Origin of the sequence: Microbispora cellulosiformans (assembly GCF_008728085.1) — a bacterium.
Lineage (GTDB): Bacteria > Actinomycetota > Actinomycetes > Streptosporangiales > Streptosporangiaceae > Microbispora > Microbispora amethystogenes.
The window spans coordinates 413481-429004 of the sequence record NZ_VYTZ01000004.1; the positions used below are offsets into that span (position 1 = coordinate 413481).

Annotated in this window: 14 protein-coding genes and 1 tRNA gene; 4 read left to right on the top strand and 11 right to left on the bottom strand. The window is 70.7% G+C overall.

Annotated features, from left to right (window positions below):
* Positions 1 to 32: 32 nt before the first annotated feature.
* A complete protein-coding gene (locus F5972_RS13085; protein WP_150933730.1) occupies positions 33 to 521 on the bottom strand; it encodes a hypothetical protein in 489 nt (162 codons plus the stop codon).
* A 151-nt stretch (positions 522 to 672) separates the two neighbouring features.
* Here F5972_RS13085 and F5972_RS13090 point away from each other — a divergent pair, with 151 nt between their 5' ends.
* Together F5972_RS13090 and F5972_RS13095 are read left to right on the top strand one after the other, a co-directional pair.
* Positions 673 to 1203 carry a peptidylprolyl isomerase gene (locus F5972_RS13090; RefSeq protein ID WP_150933731.1) on the top strand — a complete coding sequence of 177 codons (531 nt, stop codon included), beginning with the start codon at positions 673 to 675 and terminating at the stop codon, positions 1201 to 1203.
* A 107-nt stretch (positions 1204 to 1310) separates the two neighbouring features.
* Positions 1311 to 2177, top strand: a complete 867-nt coding sequence (locus F5972_RS13095) for a rhomboid family intramembrane serine protease (protein WP_150933732.1) — start codon at positions 1311 to 1313, stop codon at positions 2175 to 2177.
* Between the two features lie 111 nt (positions 2178 to 2288).
* On the opposite strand, the gene F5972_RS13100 is transcribed toward F5972_RS13095, so the two are convergent.
* Entirely contained in the window at positions 2289 to 2534 is a 246-nt protein-coding gene (locus tag F5972_RS13100) for a cell division protein CrgA (RefSeq protein WP_150933733.1), read from the bottom strand.
* Between the two features lie 207 nt (positions 2535 to 2741).
* On the opposite strand from F5972_RS13100, the gene F5972_RS13105 reads away from it, so the two are divergent.
* The gene (locus F5972_RS13105) at positions 2742 to 3344 is read left to right on the top strand and encodes an anthranilate synthase component II (RefSeq protein WP_150933734.1); all 603 of its coding nucleotides are present in this window, start codon (positions 2742 to 2744) and stop codon (positions 3342 to 3344) included.
* Between the two features lie 85 nt (positions 3345 to 3429).
* Here the strand turns inward: F5972_RS13105 and pknB are convergent, their stop codons facing one another.
* The 7 genes from pknB to F5972_RS13140 form a co-directional block, all read right to left on the bottom strand.
* Positions 3430 to 5292: a Stk1 family PASTA domain-containing Ser/Thr kinase gene (gene pknB, locus F5972_RS13110; protein WP_150933735.1), complete on the bottom strand. Its 1863-nt coding sequence runs from the start codon at positions 5290 to 5292 to the stop codon at positions 3430 to 3432.
* Between the two features lie 67 nt (positions 5293 to 5359).
* The gene (locus F5972_RS13115; RefSeq protein ID WP_225311423.1) at positions 5360 to 6931 is read right to left on the bottom strand and encodes a serine/threonine-protein kinase; all 1572 of its coding nucleotides are present in this window, start codon (positions 6929 to 6931) and stop codon (positions 5360 to 5362) included.
* Positions 6928 to 8385: a peptidoglycan D,D-transpeptidase FtsI family protein gene (locus F5972_RS13120; protein ID WP_150933736.1), complete on the bottom strand. Its 1458-nt coding sequence runs from the start codon at positions 8383 to 8385 to the stop codon at positions 6928 to 6930. Before F5972_RS13120 ends, F5972_RS13115 begins: the two co-directional genes overlap by 4 nt.
* Positions 8382 to 9725: an FtsW/RodA/SpoVE family cell cycle protein gene (locus F5972_RS13125; RefSeq protein ID WP_150933948.1), complete on the bottom strand. Its 1344-nt coding sequence runs from the start codon at positions 9723 to 9725 to the stop codon at positions 8382 to 8384. The genes F5972_RS13120 and F5972_RS13125 overlap by 4 nt, the downstream gene beginning before the upstream one ends.
* A gap of 26 nt (positions 9726 to 9751) precedes the next feature.
* Complete coding sequence (locus tag F5972_RS13130; protein WP_150933737.1) at positions 9752 to 11029, bottom strand: Stp1/IreP family PP2C-type Ser/Thr phosphatase; 1278 nt, start codon at positions 11027 to 11029, stop codon at positions 9752 to 9754.
* Positions 11026 to 11490 carry an FHA domain-containing protein FhaB/FipA gene (locus tag F5972_RS13135; RefSeq protein ID WP_150933738.1) on the bottom strand — a complete coding sequence of 155 codons (465 nt, stop codon included), beginning with the start codon at positions 11488 to 11490 and terminating at the stop codon, positions 11026 to 11028. The genes F5972_RS13130 and F5972_RS13135 overlap by 4 nt, the downstream gene beginning before the upstream one ends.
* A 16-nt stretch (positions 11491 to 11506) precedes the next feature.
* Positions 11507 to 12247 (bottom strand): FhaA domain-containing protein, encoded by a 741-nt coding sequence (locus F5972_RS13140; RefSeq protein WP_150933739.1) that lies wholly within the window; start codon positions 12245 to 12247, stop codon positions 11507 to 11509.
* A 158-nt stretch (positions 12248 to 12405) separates the two neighbouring features.
* Here F5972_RS13140 and F5972_RS13145 point away from each other — a divergent pair.
* Positions 12406 to 12488: transfer RNA gene (locus F5972_RS13145), tRNA-Leu, on the top strand.
* Between the two features lie 361 nt (positions 12489 to 12849).
* Here F5972_RS13145 and F5972_RS13150 read toward each other — a convergent pair.
* Both F5972_RS13150 and F5972_RS13155 read right to left on the bottom strand, forming a co-directional pair.
* The gene (locus tag F5972_RS13150) at positions 12850 to 13854 is read right to left on the bottom strand and encodes a hemolysin family protein (RefSeq protein WP_150933740.1); all 1005 of its coding nucleotides are present in this window, start codon (positions 13852 to 13854) and stop codon (positions 12850 to 12852) included.
* Positions 13851 to 15296 carry a hemolysin family protein gene (locus F5972_RS13155; RefSeq protein ID WP_150933741.1) on the bottom strand — a complete coding sequence of 482 codons (1446 nt, stop codon included), beginning with the start codon at positions 15294 to 15296 and terminating at the stop codon, positions 13851 to 13853. The genes F5972_RS13150 and F5972_RS13155 overlap by 4 nt, the downstream gene beginning before the upstream one ends.
* Between the last annotated feature and the right edge of the window lie 228 nt (positions 15297 to 15524).

Genomic DNA, 15524 nt, shown 5'->3' on the forward strand with positions numbered 1-15524 from the left:
GCGGCGCCGAGGCCGCGCGGTACCTGATGGATTCAGGACATCTTTCCCGAGATCTCGTCGGCGGCCTTGTCGGCCTTCTCCCCGACCTCCTCGGCCTTGTCCCCGACCCACCTGCCGGCGTCGGCACCCGTGTGCCGCACACTGTCCCGCATCGTCTCGGCCCACTTCTGGGCGTTGTTGCGGTACATCGCCACACCGGCCGCGCCGATCGCGACACCGCTGAGCAGCGCGACGACGGGCCAGCGCCGCCGGGTCCGCCGGGTGCCGGTCGACACCTCGATCCGGCGGGCCAACTCGCTCAGGAACGCGCTGACGATCGGAGCGATCTGCTCCTCGACCGACTGCGCGGCCTGGTCGAGCTTCGGCGCCGCCCAGACTCTGGCGTCCTCGATCCGGTGCGTGGCGAGATCCCTGGCGTTCTCCGCCATCGGGCTCACCCGGCCACCGGCTTTCATGGCCTGCTCTCTCACCCTGTTCAGCCACGTCTGCGGGATGACCACTTCGGCACGGCGCTTTCTCATTGACAGGGACACATCAACCTCCCCAATCGACAGGGCCCCGGAACGTCCCCTTCCCGGATGGCCGGGGCTCAATCACGGGCGGTGCTTGAAGGCATGCTCGATACCCTGTGATCCGGACAACTAACACGAGCAACCAAAGGGGGCGGCCCTCGTGGCTGACAACCTCATCGCGAACCTGCGCACGAACCACGGCACGATCCGGGTCCGGCTCTTCCCCAACAAGGCGCCGAAGACGGTGCGCAACTTCGTCGAACTCGCCGAGGGCACCCGTGAGTGGACCCACCCCGAGACCGGCGAGAAGACGACCGCCAAGCTGTACGACGGCACCATCTTCCACCGGGTGATCAACGGCTTCATGATCCAGGGCGGCGACCCGCTCGGGCAGGGCGTCGGCGGCCCGGGATACAGCTTCGACGACGAGATCCACCCGGAGAACCAGTTCAACCGGCCCTACCTGCTCGCCATGGCGAACGCCGGCAAGCGGTTCGGCAAGGGCACCAACGGGTCCCAGTTCTTCATCACCGTCTCGCTGACGCCGCACCTCAACCAGGGCCACACGATCTTCGGCGAGGTGATCGAGGGCACCGAGGTGGTCGACGCGATCGCCAAGACCCCCACGGCCCGGGGCGACCGGCCCGTCAACGACGTGGTCCTCGAAGAGGTCACCATCGAGCGGTCCTGACGCCTCCGGCGCCCCGGCCGCGCGAACGCGCGCGGCCGGGGCGTTTCCGGCTTATAGGCTGGCTGTCGTGGATGTGCCCGCACCGGGCCCCGCCCAGGAAGGATTCCATGACCTCCCAGCCTCCGCCGCCCCCGCAGCCGGGGGCGCAAGCCGTACCCACCTGCTACCGGCACCCCGAGCGCGAGACCTACGTCCGCTGCCAGCGCTGCGCGCGCCCGATCTGCCCCGACTGCATGCGTGAGGCGGCGGTCGGCCACCAGTGCCCCGAATGCGTCCAGGAGGGCAACCGGGAGGTGCGGCAGGCCCGCACGACCTTCGGCGGGGCCGTCGTCGCCGCGCCCCGCGTCACCTGGGCGCTGCTCGCCCTCAACGTGCTCGCGTACGCGGCCGAGGTCGTGAACCAGAACGAGGTCCTCCAGCGGTTCGCCATGTACTCGCTGGGCGTCCACATGGGCGAGTGGTGGCGCCTGATCACCGGGGCCTTCCTGCACTCGCCGCCGCCGTCGTTCTGGCACATCCTGTTCAACATGTGGGCGCTGTACGTCATCGGCCCCGAACTGGAGCGCAGGCTCGGCTCGGCCCGTTTCGCGGCGCTCTACCTGCTGTCGGCGCTCGGCGGCTCGGTCGCCATCTATCTCTTCGGCACCGTGGCGGTCGGCGCGTCCGGAGCCATCTACGGCCTGTTCGCCGCGTTGTTCGTGGTCTCCCGCAAGCTCGGGTACGACGCCCGGGGCGTCCTGTGGCTCATCGGGATCAACGTGGTGCTCACGTTCGTCGTGCCCGGCATCAGCTGGCAGGGGCACCTCGGCGGGCTGGTGATCGGCGCCCTGGTCGCGGCGGGCTTCGTCTACGCGCCCCGCGGCAACCGCGTCCTCATCCAGGTCGGCGTCGCCGCGGTCGTGCTGGTGGCGCTGGTCCTGCTCGTCACGACACTTCCGCCGTACGGGTTTCCTCCCGTAGGCATCCGCACCTGATTCCAGCGGCCGGCCGGGCCTCGCCGTACGGAGGCGGGCCCGGCGGATCGACCGCGCGTCGCACTTTACCCACAGCCTGTGGACAAAGACTGTGGAAAAAATCTCAAACGGCTAACGCCACTTGGTGGACAGCACGACACCCAGGATGATGAGCCCGAACCCGATCAGCAGGTTCCAGTTGGCCAGCGCGGAGATACCGGGAACGGTCGGCGCGATGTAGTAGACCGCGATCCAGACGATGCCGACGATCCAGCAGGCCACCATCAGAGGGGCGAGCCAGCGGGGGCTGACCTTCACCGTCTGCGTCTTCTGCGGCGGCGTGTAGACGGGCTTCTTGCGAATCTTCGACTTGGGCACGGGAGCGTCTCCTGGTGGGTACCCGCGCGGTCGTGCGGGCTGGTGTCAATAGCGTAGCCGCCGTGGCGGCGAAGTCCCGAGCAAGGATAGTCGGCGCGGGCCCGCCGGGGCGATCCCCGTACGGTATTGCCTTACGCTGAAAGTCCGATTTCTCCACACCCGGGAACGCCGAACGAGCCGATGGCGCAGCGGGAAACAGCGGGAAACATGGTGCAGCGGGAAACACAGCCCAGGACGCCGCCGAGGGTGCTGGTCGTCGACAACCACGACAGCTTCGTCCACACGATCGTGCAGTACCTGCGTGGTCTGGGCGCGGACTGCGACGTGCGGCCGCGCGACCGGGTCGTGGTGGGCGACGCCGACGGCTTCGACGGGGTGCTCGTGTCGCCGGGCCCCGGCACGCCCGAGGAGGCCGGCGTGTCCGTCCCCCTCGTACGGCACTGCGCTGCGCGCGGCCTGCCGCTGCTGGGCGTCTGCCTCGGCCACCAGGCCATCGCCGTCGCCTACGGCGCGGTGGTGAGCCGCGCACCCGAGTTGATGCACGGCAGGACCAGCCCGGTCCGGCACGACGGGAGGGGGGTCTTCGCGGAGATTCCCTCACCGGTGACGATGACGCGTTACCACTCGCTCGCCGTTGTCCCGGGGACCGTGCCGGACGCGCTGGAGGTCACCGCCACCACCCCCGACGGCGTCATCATGGGCCTGCGCCACCGTGCCGCCCCCGTCGAGGGCGTCCAGTTCCATCCCGAGTCGGTCGTGTCCGAGCACGGCCACCGGCTGCTCGGAAACTGGCTCGCGCGGATCGTGTAACGCTTTCCGCTCTTGTTACGACTACCAAAGTGAGGGCTTCCGCCATTGCCCCCGAGTGGCGGAAGCCCTTCTCGCGTCTCCGGGCTCAGCCGTTGCCGAAGGGGTCGCCGCCGTCCCCGAGGTCGACGCCGCCGTCGCCGCCGTCACCGCCGTCACCGGTCGGATCGCCCGTCGGTGTGTCGTCCACGGGCGGCGGGGGCGGCTCCTGCGTCTGCTCCGGCCCGCTGGAGACCGTCAGCGTGATCGTGGTGCCGGGGTTGAGCTTGGCCCCCGCCTGCGGCGACTGGTCGATCACGTTGCCCTGCGGCACCACGTCGCTCGGCCGCTCCGTCGTCTTGACCTTGAAGCCGGCGCCCTCGATCGCCTTCCTGGCGTCCGCCAGCGTGAGGCCGACGACGCTCGGCACCTCCGTCATCTCCTTGGGCACGTACAGCTTGACGAGGGAGCCCTTCTCGACCTCCTCGCCCGCCTTCGGGTCGGTCTCGAACACCTTGCCCTGCGGCTGCCTGGAGACCTTCGCCACGACGCTGGCCTTGAGGCCCATCTCCACGAGCTTCGCCCGGGCCTCGTCCGGCGCCAGGCCGGTCACGTCGGGGATGGAGATCTTCTCCTCGCCCTTCGACACGACGACGGTGACCGTGGAGCCGGGGTCGGCCTCCTCGCCCTCGGCGGGGTCGGTGCTGATGACGGAGCCCTTGGGCACGTCGGCGTTGAACTCCTCGGGCCCGAACTGGACCTTGAAGCCCTTCCCCTCCAGCGCCTGCTTGGCCGCGGCCTTCGTCTGGTTGGTCACCTGCGGGATGGCGACCTTGTCGGCCGTGGACGAGCCGCCGCCGCCGAGGAAGGTGTAGCCGACCCCGATCATCGCGCCGATGATCAGGAGGGGGATCAGGATCCACGCGGCCGTCTTCAGCGCGGTGTTGCCGCCGCCCCCGCGCCGCCGTCCGTCGTACCGGCCGCCGCGCTCCTCGGGGCCGTAGTCGTACTGGGGGATCGCGCGGGTGCCCTGGGCGGCGGCGCCCGCCGTGGTCATGGTCCGGGTGCGGTCCTGCACGCCGTACGAGTTGTGCTGCTGGGTGGCCATCGCCATCGTCTGCGGGTCGACGGGCATGCCGGAAAGGGCCCGCTGGAGGTCGCCGCGCATCTCGGTGGCGCTCTGGTAGCGGTGGACCGGGTCCTTGGCCATGGCCTTCAGCACGATCGCGTCGGCCCACTGCGGGATCTCGGGGTCGATCCGCGACGGCGGGATCGGGTCCTCCCGCACGTGCTGGTAGGCGATGGCGACGGGGGAGTCGCCGGTGAAGGGCGGCTGGCCGGTGAGCAGCTCGTACAGCACGCAGCCGGTCGAGTAGATGTCGCTGCGGGCGTCGACGCGCTCGCCGCGGGCCTGCTCGGGGGAGAGGTACTGCGCGGTGCCGATCACCTGCGCGGTCTGGGTCATCGTGGCGGCGGAGTCGGCCATGGCCCGGGCGATGCCGAAGTCCATGACCTTGACCTCGCCGTTGAGCGTCAACATGATGTTGGCCGGTTTGATGTCCCGGTGGACGATGCCGCCCCGGTGGCTGTAGTCGAGTGCCCGCAGGATGCCGTCGACGAGCTCCGCGGCCCGCTCGGGCATCAGCCGCCGGTCGGCGCGCAGCACGTCACGCAGCGTCCGCCCGTCGACGAACTCCATGACGATGTACGGCACGGGCGTGTTGTCCATCATGTCCTCGCCGGTGTCGTACACGGCGATGATCGACGGGTGGTTCAGCGAGGCGGCCGACTGCGCCTCACGCCGGAAGCGCGCCTGGAACGTGTGGTCCCTGGCGAGGTCGGAGCGGAGCGTCTTGATGGCGACGACACGGTCCAGCCGGATGTCCCGGGCGCGGTAGACCTCGGCCATGCCGCCACGCCCCACGACGCCGTCGAGCTCGTAGCGTCCGCCGAGTAGTCGTGGCTGAGTCATTTCCTGCACAGTCCCTTGCCGTTCATCGTGGGGTGCCGCCGGTGTCCATCATCGACCTTTTTCCTCATCACTCCCCCTCAGCCGGAGGGTTCGTGTCGGGCGGGGGTTCCGTGGGGCGCGGAGTCTCGGTGGTGTCCTTGGCCGGGGTGGACGTCGGTTCCGAGGTCGAGGAAGAGGTCGGGGACGGTTCCGGTTCGGGCGTCCGGGTGGATGGTGCCGACCTGCTTACGGTAGCCGACGGAACGGCGGTCGGCTCAGCCGACGTCCTGCGGGCCGTGGGCCGGTGCGACGGCGGCGCCGCCGGCCTGGACTCCCGCGCCGGCGCCTTGGACGGCGTCGGCGAGGCGGACGGCGAGGTCGCGGGCGCGGTGGTCTCCCCCGTGTCGGGCGGTGTGTCGCCGGTGTGCGCGGCGGTGAACGCCAGCACCCCGATGGCGACCGCGGCCGCGCAGCCGGCCGTGGCGAGGATCAGGGCCGCCGGCCGTCGCCTGCGCCCGCCCGCCGCGTGCCCGCCGGCGCCGCTCGCGCCGGCCGGCCGCCGGACCCCGGCTCCGGCTCCGGGGACGCCCACGGGTGCCCCGCCCGGACGAGTGGGCAGCGCGGACTCCGGGCCCGCCTGGCCGAACGGGGAGGTGACGCCGGGATACCCGGCTCCCGGTGCGAGGTGCGGAGACCCGGGATTCGGCGCCGCGCCGAGCGGCCTGGTCCCGCCGGCGTCTCCGGCGGCGCCGCCTCCGATGCCGCCTCCGATGGTGTGGCCTCCGGTGGCGGGGAACCCCTGGGGATCGGTGAGCGAGCCGAGCACCGCCGTCGAGGCGGCCGTGCCCGCGAGGGTGCCACGCAGGCCGCGCACCCGGTCGATCAGCGGCTGGCCGGTCTCCGGCCGCGCGGCCGGATCCTTGGCCAGCATGGACATCACCAGCGCCGCCACCGGCGCGGGCACGTTGCCGGGCAGCGGCGGGGGCGTGTCGTTGAGGTGCCGCAGCGCGAGCGCCACCGGGGTCTCCGCCGTGAACGGCGGACGGCCCGCCAGGCACTCGTACGCCACCACGCCGAGGGAGTAGATGTCGCTCGCGGGGGTGAGCGTGTCGCCGGACGCCTGCTCCGGGCTCACGTACTGGGCGGTGCCGAGCACGAGGCCGGTCGCGGTCAGCGGCGCGGCCTCCAGCGCGCGGGCGATGCCGAAGTCGGTGATCTTTATTTGGCCGGTCTCGGTGACGAGCAGGTTCCCGGGCTTGACGTCGCGGTGGATCACCCCGGCCCGGTGGGCCGCCTGCAGGCCCCGGGCCGTCTGCTCCACGACGTCGAGCGTGACCTCGGGCCCGAGCGCGCCGTTGCGGGCGAGGACCGCCGACAGCGGCTCGCCCTTCACCAGCTCCATCACCAGGTAGGCCACGTCGTCGGTCTCGCCGTAGTCGAAGACCTGGGCGATGCCGTGATCGGTCAGGGCGGCGGTGATCCGGGCCTCGGAGCGGAACCGGTCGCGGAAGGTCGAGTCGCCCGCCACGTGGCGGCCGAGCAGCTTGATCGCCACCTCCCGGCCCAGCAACTCGTCGTCGGCCCGCCAGACCTCGCCCATCCCGCCCGCGGCGATGGGGGAGGTCAGCCGGTACCGGCCGCCGAGCACCGTCTCGGTCACTGTCCGAGCACCGCCTGCATGACGTCGTGCGCGATCGGCGCGGCCACCGCGCCGCCGGTGGCGTCGTTGCCCGCGCTGCCCGACTCCACGAAGACCGCCACGGCGACCTGCGGGTCGTCGACCGGGGCGAAGGAGATGAACCACGCGTGCGACGGCTTGCCCGGCGAGGTCTCCGCCGTGCCCGTCTTGCCCGCGACGGTTATGCCGGGGAGCTTGGCCGCGCCGCCCGTGCCGTTCTCGACCACGCTGATCATCATCTTGGTCAGCTCTCCGGCGACCTCGGGGCTGACGGCCTCGCTCAGCGACTCCGGGTCGGTTCCGTCGATCTCCGCGCCGTCGGGCCCGAAGACCTTGTTGACCAGGTACGGCTTCATCACCGTGCCCTGGTTGGCGATGCCGGCGGCGACCATCGCCATCTGCAGCGGGGTCATCTGGTTGCTCTGCTGGCCGATCGCGGTCTTGGCGAGCTCGGCCTTGCCCTCCTCCTTGCCGATGCTGCTGCCCGCGACCGACAGCGGGATCGCCAGCGGCTTCCCGACGCCGAACTTCTCGGCCTGCTCCTTGAGCTTGTCCCAGCCGAGCTCCATGCCCATCTTCGCGAACGGCGTGTTGCAGGAGATGGTCAGCGCCTCGACCAGGGTCGCCCGGCCGCCGCAGGACTCCCCGTGGTAGTTCGGCAGCGAGATGCTCGTGCCCGGCAGCGGCAGCGAGTCGGGCGCGTCGACCTGCGTGTTCTCGTCGCGGGAGGAGTCGTCGCTGAGGTAGGCCGCCGAGGTCACCGTCTTGAACGTGGACCCCGGGGCGTACGTCAGGTCGATCGCCCGGTTCAGCAGCGGCTTGTCGCCGTCCTTGTCGAGCTTGTTGTACGCCTTGTTGACCTTCTCCTTGCTGGCCGTGGCCAGCGGGTTGGGGTCGTACGACGGCACCGACACCATCGTCAGGATCTTGCCGGTCTTGGGCTCGATCGCCACGACCGCGCCGCGCTTTCCGGTGCTCGCCAGGTCCTTGTACGCGATCTCCTGGGCCTTGGTGTTCAGCGTGAGGTCGACGCTCGCACCCTTGGCGGGCTTGCCGCTGACCATGTCGATGGCCCGGCGGACCACCAGGTCGGGGTGCGAGCCGTCGAGGTAGCGGCCCATCGCGCTCTCGATGCCGGCGGCGCTCTCCGGCGCGAACCAGCCGACCACGTGGGTGAACGGCTTGCCCAGCGGATACTCCCGCTCGAACCGGAACTTCGAGTCGCCGGTGTCGACGGTCTTGGCCAGGGTGGTCTTGGTGTTGTCGGCGGTGATCCAGCCTCGGTCGATCTTGTACCTGGAGTAGAGCATCCGGACGTTGCGCGAGTCGTTGCGCAGGCTCTCCGCCTTCACTGTGCCCAGATAGGTCACATTGGCCATGAGCAGGCCGAACATGAGCAGGCAGGCCACGGCGACGCGCTTGAGCGTGCTGTTCATCGCTGCATCACCTGGGTCATCCCCTCGTCCTGGATCGCCTGTGGCGGCGGCCGGCGGGCCGCGTCTGACATGCGTACGAGCAGGGCGATGAGCATCCAGTTGGCGAGCAGGGCCGAGCCTCCCGCGGACATGAACGGCGTCACGAGACCGGTCAGCGGGATCAGCCGGGTCACCCCGCCGACGATGATGAACACCTGCCAGGCGAGGATGAACGACAGCCCGCCCCCGAGCAGCTTCGAGAAGGGGTCGCGGGACGCCAGGGACATCCGCAGGCCACGCTCGACGATCAGCGCGTACACCATGAGGATGGCCATCAGGCCGGTGAGGCCCAGCTCCTCGCCCACGGCGTCGAAGATGAAGTCGGAGAACGAGAACGGGGTGATGCCGGGATAGCCCTGGCCGAGCCCGGTGCCGAGGATGCCGCCCGAGCCGAGCGAGAACAGGCCCTGCATCAGCTGGTAGCTCGTGCCCGAGTCGTAGACCGCCGTGGAGCTGGCGTGCAACCATCCCTCGAAGCGGGCCTGGACGTGGCTGAAGACCTGCCCGGCGAGGACGGCGCCGCCCACGAAGAGCAGCAGGCCGATGAGCACCCAGGAGGTGCGCTGGGTGGCGATGTAGAGCATCGCGATGAACGCGCCGAACAGCAGCAACGAGGTGCCGAGGTCCTTCTCGGCGACCAGGACCGCGATGCTGACGCCCCAGGTGATCAGCACCGGGCCGAGGTCGCGGGCGCGCGGCAGGTCGATGAACAGCAGCCGGCGGCCGGCCAGGGCCAGCACGTCGCGCTTGGCGACGAGATAGCCGGCGAAGAAGACGACCAGGGCCAGCTTGGCGAACTCGCCCGGCTGCAGGGAGAACGGCCCGAGGTTCATCCAGATCCGGGCGCCGTAGTGCTCGGAGCCGACCACCGGGAGCACGGGCAGGACGAGCAGCACGATCCCGACGAAGCCGGCGGTGTAGGTGAAGCGCTGCAAGGCGCGGTGGTCCCTCAACACGATCAGCGTCGCGGAGAACATCACCACACCGAGCGCCGTCCACATGAGCTGGTTGGAGGCCGAGGCATCCTTGATGCCGCCCTCCTCCAGCCGGTAGATCATCACCAGGCCGATGCCGTTGACCAGCGTCACGAGGGGAAGCAGGAGAGGGTCGGCCCACGGCGCGAACTTGGCCAGCACCAGGTAGGCCGCGAGCATCACACCGCCGAGGCCGAGGCCGTAGCCGAGCATGCCGGAGGGGACCTTGCCGTTGATCCCGAGCCCGACGCTGGCGTACGCGCCCATCACGATCAGTACGGCGAAGGCGAGCATGCCCAGCTGGGCGCCGCGCCGCTTCGCGGTCATCGGTACGGGCGTGGCTTCGACAGCAGTCACTTAGCGGACCTCGTGGGGGTCGGTGTCGCCCCGGTGTCCGTCGTGGACGTCGCCGAGGCGCCGAAGTTCTTGATCCTGGTTATCCCGGCCTGAAGGTCGTCGACCGGGATGCCGGTGCGGACCTGGTCCTGCTGGACCGCGGGCAGCGCCGAGACGCGGATGTCGTCGGTGTAGGCGACCTTCTTGAGGGACACCGGCCCGACCTCCGCGTCGACGCCCTGGAAGACGACGAGCTTGTCCCCGCTGGCGCCTATGTAGAACTGGCTCTGGGTCCACTCGTAGCCGAAGTAGCCGCCGAGCCCGAGCGCGACGGCGACGACCAGCACGCCGGCGGCGACCTTCGGGCCCGAGCGGCGTCTGCGGGCCCGTCGCCCCGACGACTGGACCTCCCGTACGGGCTCGTCGCCGAGGTCGTCGTCGGTGATCACGGGCTGCGGCGCGGTGACCGTGGCGGCCCGGCCCGCGGGCGTGTCGGGCGGCGCGGGGGAACGCCCCCGGCCGGAGCCGGCCGCACCCACGACCGCCGCCGCCAGGACCGGCGGCTGCACGTCGTCCACCTCGATCACGTCGGCCACCACGCAGGTGATGTTGTCCGGCCCGCCGCCCCGGTTGGCGAGGTCGATGAGCTGCCGGACGACGTCCTCGGGATCGTCGACGGTGGTCAGGGTGAGATGCAGGGTCTCGGCGCTGACGACGGTGGACAGGCCGTCCGAGCACAGCAGGTACCGGTCGCCCACCTGGGCCTCCCGGTCCTGCAGGTCGGGATCGACCTCGCCGCTGCCGTCGAGCGCCCGCAGCAGGATCGAGCGCTGGGGATGGTTGGCGGCCTCCTCCTGGGTGATCCGCCCGTCGTCCACCAGCGACTGCACCAGAGTGTGATCATGCGTGATCTGGTACAGCTCGCCGTTCCTGAGCAGGTAGGCCCGGGAGTCGCCCACATGGACCAGGGCGAAGCGCGGGCCGCTCCAGAGCATCGCGGTGAGGGTGGTGCCCATGCCCTTGAGGCTCGGGTCCCGGGCCACCATCGCGTGCAGCTGGTGGTTGGCGTCCCGGACCGCCGCCTCGATGGCACCGAGCAGGTCACCGCCGGAGGCGTCCCGGTCGAGGGACGACATTGCGGCGATGGCGACCGAGCTGGCCACCTCGCCGTGGGCATGCCCGCCCATGCCGTCGGCGACGGCCAGCAGGCGGCCGCTGGCGTACGCCGAGTCCTCGTTGCCTTCACGGAGGAGCCCGACGTCCGAGCGAGCGGCGTAGCGGAGTGCGATGGTCATTTGCGCAATTCGATGACGGTCTTGCCGATGCGGATCGGAACTCCGAGGGGCACCGGCGTCGGGCGGGTCACTTTCGAACGTTCGAGGTACGTGCCGTTGGTGGAACCGAGATCTTCCACGATCCACTGGCCGTCCTGCGGAAAGAGCCGGGCGTGCCGACTCGAAGCGTAGTCGTCGCTGAGTACCAGCGTGGCGTCGTTCGCCCGGCCGATGGTGATTGGCGTCTCCGTGAGGTTGATGATGGTCCCTTGCAGGGGGCCACCGGTGACGATGAGCTGACGTGGTTCGCCCTTCTTGGGCTTGGACACCGGCCGGGGTTGCTTGGCCGGTTTCCGTGGAGGTGCGGGAGCCGTGCGCGAACCGAACAGGTCTGTCCGGATGACGCCGACCGCGGCGATCACGAAGAACCACAGCACCGCCAGGAAGGCGAGCCGGATCAGCAGCAGCGTTAGCTCGGACATGGACCGTCTGTTACCTCTAATCGCGCCGGAACACCAGTGTCGTGCGGCCGAGGGTCACCCTCGTCCCGTCCTGCATCTCGACCCTGCGGACCGGCTGGCCGTTGACGAAGGTGCCGTTGGTCGACCCCAGGTCCACGAGCACGACCTGTGGGCCTTCCACCCGTAGCTCGGCATGATGCCGCGATACGCCGGGATCCACCAGTCGTAGATCACAATCGGTTCCGCGCCCCAGCAACGTCACCGGGGTGGTCAGCTCGTACGAGCGCTGCCCCTGGGGGTCGTCCTGGGTCGAGACGAGCAGCCGGGGGCGGCCCTGGAACGCGCTGGGCCGGCTGGCGGGCAGGTCGCTCGGGGGTTGCCGGATCTCGTCCTGCTCGACCGTGGCGCCACGGATCACGCCCGACCGGATGCGGAACAGCCCGACCGCGAGGTCGTCGGCGGTCTCGAAGCGCACGCGCACCGGCCCGACGAACGAGTACCCCTGCTCCTTGGCGTACTCCCGGGCCAGCGTGGCGAGTTCGTGGCTGATGCTGTCGGCGTACACCTCCAGGCGCTCGCTGTCGGTCGTCGACAGCTCCACCACGAAGTCGTTCGGCACGAGCGTGCGACCCTGAGCGACGATCGCGGCGCGCTCGTCCATCTCCCTCTGCACGGCGCTGGCAACCTCGACCGGCTGGAGTTCAGACTTGAACGCCCGCGCGAAGGCCCCTTCAACCATCCCTTCGAGCCTTCGCTCGAAGCGCTGAAGGACTCCCACCGGATACCTCCCTTCCACTTACGTCTATGGTCGCGACCGCTCCGGTGCTTCGCTGAGCTCCATCGCATCGTCGTTGAGAAGGATCGTATCCGGGTTCGGTAGCACGGGCGGATACGTGCTAACCTTTCCAGGCACCCAGAGATGGGGGTCAACCGCAAGGGCAAGTGGCGGAATGGCAGACGCGCACGGTTCAGGTCCGTGTGTCCGAAAGGACGTGGGGGTTCAACTCCCCCCTTGCCCACGAGAAAGCAGCCTCGCACGGTCGGAAGCAGAGCTTCCTCCGCGCGGGGCTTTCTCTTTGTGCCACCCAGGGGGACAACCCCCTGGAACCCCCGGCCGGACAAGCGGCAGCCTCGCATGGTCGGAAGCCAAGCTTCCCTCCCGCGAGGCTTTTTCTTTGTGTCGTGCGAGCCGCGGCCCCACGTGGTCGGGAGTGAACGCACGTCGGGCCTCTCCTTCCGGCCCGTACGGCGTCGGGCCCCGCTCCATAGGTCGTGACGTACCGGGGGCCCCGATGGTCGGGGCCCCTCGATCGCGCACTGCACATTCTCCGGAGATCGGCTTTCAAACCACTTTCCGCGCGCTTGCGGGCTCCGTCCGGATCAGGCCACCAGCAGCTCGCCCAGCAGCGTAGTGAGATCGATCACACCGACGGGCGTGCCGCCCGCGTCCGTGACGAGCCCGAGCTGGGCGCGGGCCTCCTGGAGCAGGGTCACGGCGTCGGAGATCGTGGTGCCCTTCGCCATGCGGGGGACCGGCGTCGCCAGCTCGCCGGCCCTGTGGCCGGGCCGCACGATCGCGTCGCGCACGTGGCACACTCCGACCACGTCGTCGGGGGTGACCACCAGCATGCGCAGGCTCCCGACGCGCGCCGCCGTCCGCCGTACGAGCAGGGTGTCGGCCTCGGCGGGCACCGACGGCGCCTCGCCCACGGGCACCATGAGGCGCTCCACCGGCTGGGCGTGGACCCGCAGCGCGCGGGTGAGCAGGTCGTGCTCGTCGCGGTCGAGCATGCCCATCCGGCCCGACTCAGCGACCAGCATGGCGAGCTGGCCGGGCGTGCGGGTGGTGGCGAGCTCGTCGCGCGCGTGCACGCCGAGAAGCCGAAGGATGCCGTTGGTCAGCCCGTTCAGCGTGGCCAGCACAGGGCGGACGATCCAGGCGAAGCCGCGGAACGGCAGCGCCAGCCCCATCGCGGCCCGTTCGGGGTGGGTGAGCGCGAGCGACTTGGGCGCCATCTCGCCCACGACCATGTGCAGGAACGTCACCAGGGCGAGCGCCACGACGTACGCGGCCGGGGTGCGCAGCGACTCCGGCAGCAGCGCGAGGACCGGCTCCAGCAGATGCTCGATGGAGGGCTCCGCGACCATGCCGAGGCCCAGGGAGCTCAGCGTGATGCCGAGCTGCGCCCCGGCGAGCATGAGCGACAGCTCGCGCCCGCCGCGCACCGCCGCCCGAGCAGTGATCTTGGCCAGCCGGCCGCCGCCCGCGGCGATCTCCTCCAGCCGGTGCCTGCGGGCGGACACCAGGGCGAACTCGGCGGCCACGAAGACGCCGTTGGCGGCGAGCAGGACGATTCCGAGCAGGACTCCGGTCAGCGGACTCATGCGGGCCTGCCCTGGAACAACGCGGAGAACAGCTCGGGGGCGTAGAAGACGCCGCCGGAGGGCTCACGGGCCGTCGCGTGGGCGTCCTCGGCCTCCCGCCGCTCGCCCGCCTCCGTCGACAGCCGGATCCACTCGGGAACCCGCCGGCGCACGCTCTGGACCGTCAGCACGGCGTGCCGCCTGTCCTCCTCCTCGTCCTCGAAGAGGTGCGGCTCGGGCACGAGAGGGGAGACGACCTCGTCGCCCGGCTCCGCCATGCGGCCGAGGGCGGCGAGGACGAGCCCGGCGACGGTCTCGTAGTCCTCGCTCTCGGGCAGCCGGATGTGGGTGGCGCGCTCGACCTCGTCGAGGCGGAGCGTGCCCGGCACGTCCCAGACGTGGTCGCCGTGTCGTACGACGCCGAGGGGCTCGGGGTCGTTCTCGTCCACGAGTTCGCCGACCAGCTCCTCGGCGAGGTCCTCCAGGGTGACCACGCCGGCGAGTCCGCCGTACTCGTCGATCACACAGGCGAACGTCTCGCCGGCGGAGGTCATCCGGCGCAGCAGCTCGGGCAGCGGCAGCGTCGCGGGGACGAGGACCGGCGCGCGGGTGATGCCGCCGACGAGCCCGTCGGACGGGGAACCGGCCTTCAGATACTCGGGCAGCCCGGTCACGCCGACGACGTCGTCGGCGTCGGTGCCGAGCACGGGGTAGCGGGAGTGACCCTGGGCGCGCAGGGCGTCGAGAAGGTCGGACACCGGCCACTCGGCCCGCAGCGAGACGACGCGCGGACGGGGGACCATGACGTCCTCCGCGGTGCGGTCGCCGAACTCCAGCGCCCGCTCCAGCGTCTCGGCCAGCCGGGGCGGCAGTTCTCCGGCGGCGGCGGACTCCGACACGATGCGCGACAGCTCCTCGGGGGTCGCGCCGTGTTCGAGCTCCTCCACCGGCTCGATGCCGAACAGGCGGACCAGCCTGGCCGCCGCCGTGTCGAACAGGCGGATGAGGGGCCCGGCGACCGCCAGGTAGATCTCCGTCGGACGGCCGAGGGCCTTGGCGACCTCCTCGGGCCGCGCGATGCCGAGGTTCTTGGGGGCGAGCTCGCCGATGATCATCTGGACGACGGTGGCGATCACGACGCCGAGCGCCACGGAGACGCCGGGCACGGCCGCGCCGGGCAGCCCGGCCGCCTCCAGGGGGCCGCGCAGCACGCCCGCAATCGCGGGCTGGGCGATGAAGCCCACCAGCAGGGTGGTTACGGTGATCCCCAGCTGCGCGCCGGAGAGCATGAACGACAGCCGCCCGGTGACGTCGAGGGCGCGGCGGGCCGCGTCGTCACCGGCCGCCGCCTGTTCGCGCAGCGCGCCGCGGTCGGCGGCGACGTAGGCGAACTCCTGCGCGACGAAGAAGCCGGTGGCGAGGGTCAGGACGAGAACGGCAAGAAGACCGAGGGCGGCGCTCATCGGGCGCCCGCCGTATGATCATGGGAGCCCGTGCCAAGGCACGGGCCGGTACTCCAGGGGTCCGGAACGGACACGTCGATCCTTTCGCGTGGTTCGTATACCACCGTAACGGCTGGAATCTCTCCTGTGTTTCCCGGCGGCGTTTACTGGCTGCTTAGAAGCCTTCTGAGTACCGTGAAGGAGGGGGCCCGTCGGCAAAGAGTTCCGCCGGTGAGGTCAAAGCGGTGG

What these genes read in the sequence shown, in the direction of transcription:
- F5972_RS13135 (WP_150933738.1), bottom strand. Translation starts at nt 11,490, where the DNA reads ATGTCCGAGCTAACGCTGCTGCTGATCCGGCTCGCCTTCCTGGCGGTG.
- F5972_RS13125 (WP_150933948.1), bottom strand. Translation starts at nt 9,725, where the DNA reads ATGACCGCGAAGCGGCGCGGCGCCCAGCTGGGCATGCTCGCCTTCGCC.
- pknB (WP_150933735.1), bottom strand. Translation starts at nt 5,292, where the DNA reads ATGACTCAGCCACGACTACTCGGCGGACGCTACGAGCTCGACGGCGTC.
- F5972_RS13120 (WP_150933736.1), bottom strand. Translation starts at nt 8,385, where the DNA reads ATGAACAGCACGCTCAAGCGCGTCGCCGTGGCCTGCCTGCTCATGTTC.
- F5972_RS13105 (WP_150933734.1), top strand. Translation starts at nt 2,742, where the DNA reads ATGGTGCAGCGGGAAACACAGCCCAGGACGCCGCCGAGGGTGCTGGTC.
- F5972_RS13150 (WP_150933740.1), bottom strand. Translation starts at nt 13,854, where the DNA reads ATGAGTCCGCTGACCGGAGTCCTGCTCGGAATCGTCCTGCTCGCCGCC.
- F5972_RS13130 (WP_150933737.1), bottom strand. Translation starts at nt 11,029, where the DNA reads ATGACCATCGCACTCCGCTACGCCGCTCGCTCGGACGTCGGGCTCCTC.
- F5972_RS13095 (WP_150933732.1), top strand. Translation starts at nt 1,311, where the DNA reads ATGACCTCCCAGCCTCCGCCGCCCCCGCAGCCGGGGGCGCAAGCCGTA.
- F5972_RS13155 (WP_150933741.1), bottom strand. Translation starts at nt 15,296, where the DNA reads ATGAGCGCCGCCCTCGGTCTTCTTGCCGTTCTCGTCCTGACCCTCGCC.
- F5972_RS13085 (WP_150933730.1), bottom strand. Translation starts at nt 521, where the DNA reads ATGAGAAAGCGCCGTGCCGAAGTGGTCATCCCGCAGACGTGGCTGAAC.